At 64.9% G+C, this 1,452-nt stretch carries 1 protein-coding gene; it reads right to left on the bottom strand.

Features of this window, described 5'->3' with window-relative positions:
- Positions 1-17: 17 nt before the first annotated feature.
- Positions 18-1,373 (bottom strand): IS4 family transposase, encoded by a 1,356-nt coding sequence (locus ACTWQJ_RS51270; protein WP_443313181.1) that lies wholly within the window; start codon positions 1,371-1,373, stop codon positions 18-20.
- Between the last annotated feature and the right edge of the window lie 79 nt (positions 1,374-1,452).

Here is a 1,452-nt window from a genome sequence, read left to right as displayed (position 1 = left end):
CAATGCCGTTGCTTGAGCTACTGAAGTATCGCGGGCGTAAGGGTGATGACCTTCTCCGGAACCTGTCGTGTGCCTCGCCTGACCTGGTCTTTCTTGCGCACGATGTACTGCGAGACCGGATGGCGGGTGTAGCGGTCCGCTGCGCGTAGTCGCCGTAGCCCGTTGTCGAGCTTGCGCACGACTTTCGTGGCCATCCGCTTCATGAACTGCCGCAGACGGCGGGTTGATTGGCCTGCCTGGAGAATGACGCTGCGTCGTGTGTGCTTGAGGACCTTGACGAACGAGATCCGGTCGGGGTCCAGGCCCTCGCCGTCGGCCAGCCGCATGATGATCCGGTTCAGACAGTGATGGAGAGTCAGGTGGGCCCAGATCTCCTGACGTACCAGCTCCGGCGACACCGACCGCAGCACCTCAGTCTTTCCTCGCTGAAAGGTCTTCAGCTGCCGGTAGGCGGATTCGACCTCCCAGCGCTCGTGATACAGGGCTGCCAGCTCCTCGGCGGGCCAGGCCTCGGGATCGAGCAAGTCGGTCAGCAGTCTGGTTGTCTCGCCCCCGTCGACCTGGTAGTCGATCACCCTGACTGTCACCCCGCCCGGATGGGAGCGCCGCTGCCCGGCGAGATTCATCCGGGTCAGGTAGGTCCCATCGGGCAAGACCTCCATGGGCTTCGCGGCGACGAAGGTCCGGGCTCTGATCAGTAAGTGCGCTCCGGCCTGCGTATATGCCTTCCACAGTGCGACACCGGGGAAGGCCCGGTCCATGATCACCAGCATGCCGACGGCACTGCCGGCCATCTCTGTCGCCAGCGCGGGCTCGCCGCCACCGCCCTTGAAGCTGCCTATCCGCGCGTCGATCGTCGCGTGCGTACCGGTCTCGGTCAGCGTCACCACCCTGGCCTGCGGGAACCCGATGGGCCGACCGGTACTGTCCACCTGCCCACCAAAAGCGGCACGTGTCGTTTCGTTCTCCGGCACGTCCAGCAAGAACCCGTCGACCGCGGCGACTCTCATCCCGCGCCAGAACGCGGCCTCGAGAGTGGGCGGAGCGATCGCCCCCGCCACACGGCGGAACACTCCCTCCAATGGTGCGGCCCCAAGCTGCTGTCGGGCCCTGGTGAACGACGACTTGTTCGGGACCGACTGGTCCATCTCGCCCAGGGCCCCGACCAGGTTCTCCGCGACATCGTCGTAGGAGTCCTGCTGGAACAGCGCCAGAGCAAGCACGAAGTAGACCATGAACCGGCTCGGCAGGGGACGGGGCTTGGCATCCAGCCGGCCACACGCGGCTAGCACCTCGTCTACCAGCTCAGGAACGATCCACTCGGTGAGCAACCCGAGCCGGACTTCATCGGATAACCCGATCCATGGATGCATATCCGTGTCAACGAACCAGCGCCCCGGCGGTCACCGCGCCTGGAGAGGAACTACGTGCACCTCTCAAGCAACGGCATTG

Origin of the sequence: Streptomyces sp. KR55 (assembly GCF_052245645.1) — a bacterium.
GTDB lineage: Bacteria > Actinomycetota > Actinomycetes > Streptomycetales > Streptomycetaceae > Streptomyces > Streptomyces flavusporus.
This window is presented reverse-complemented; position numbering and strand designations above follow the sequence as displayed.

Excerpts from the sequence above, each read along its gene's own strand:
- ACTWQJ_RS51270 (WP_443313181.1), bottom strand. The coding sequence starts at position 1,373 with ATGCATCCATGGATCGGGTTATCCGATGAAGTCCGGCTCGGGTTGCTC.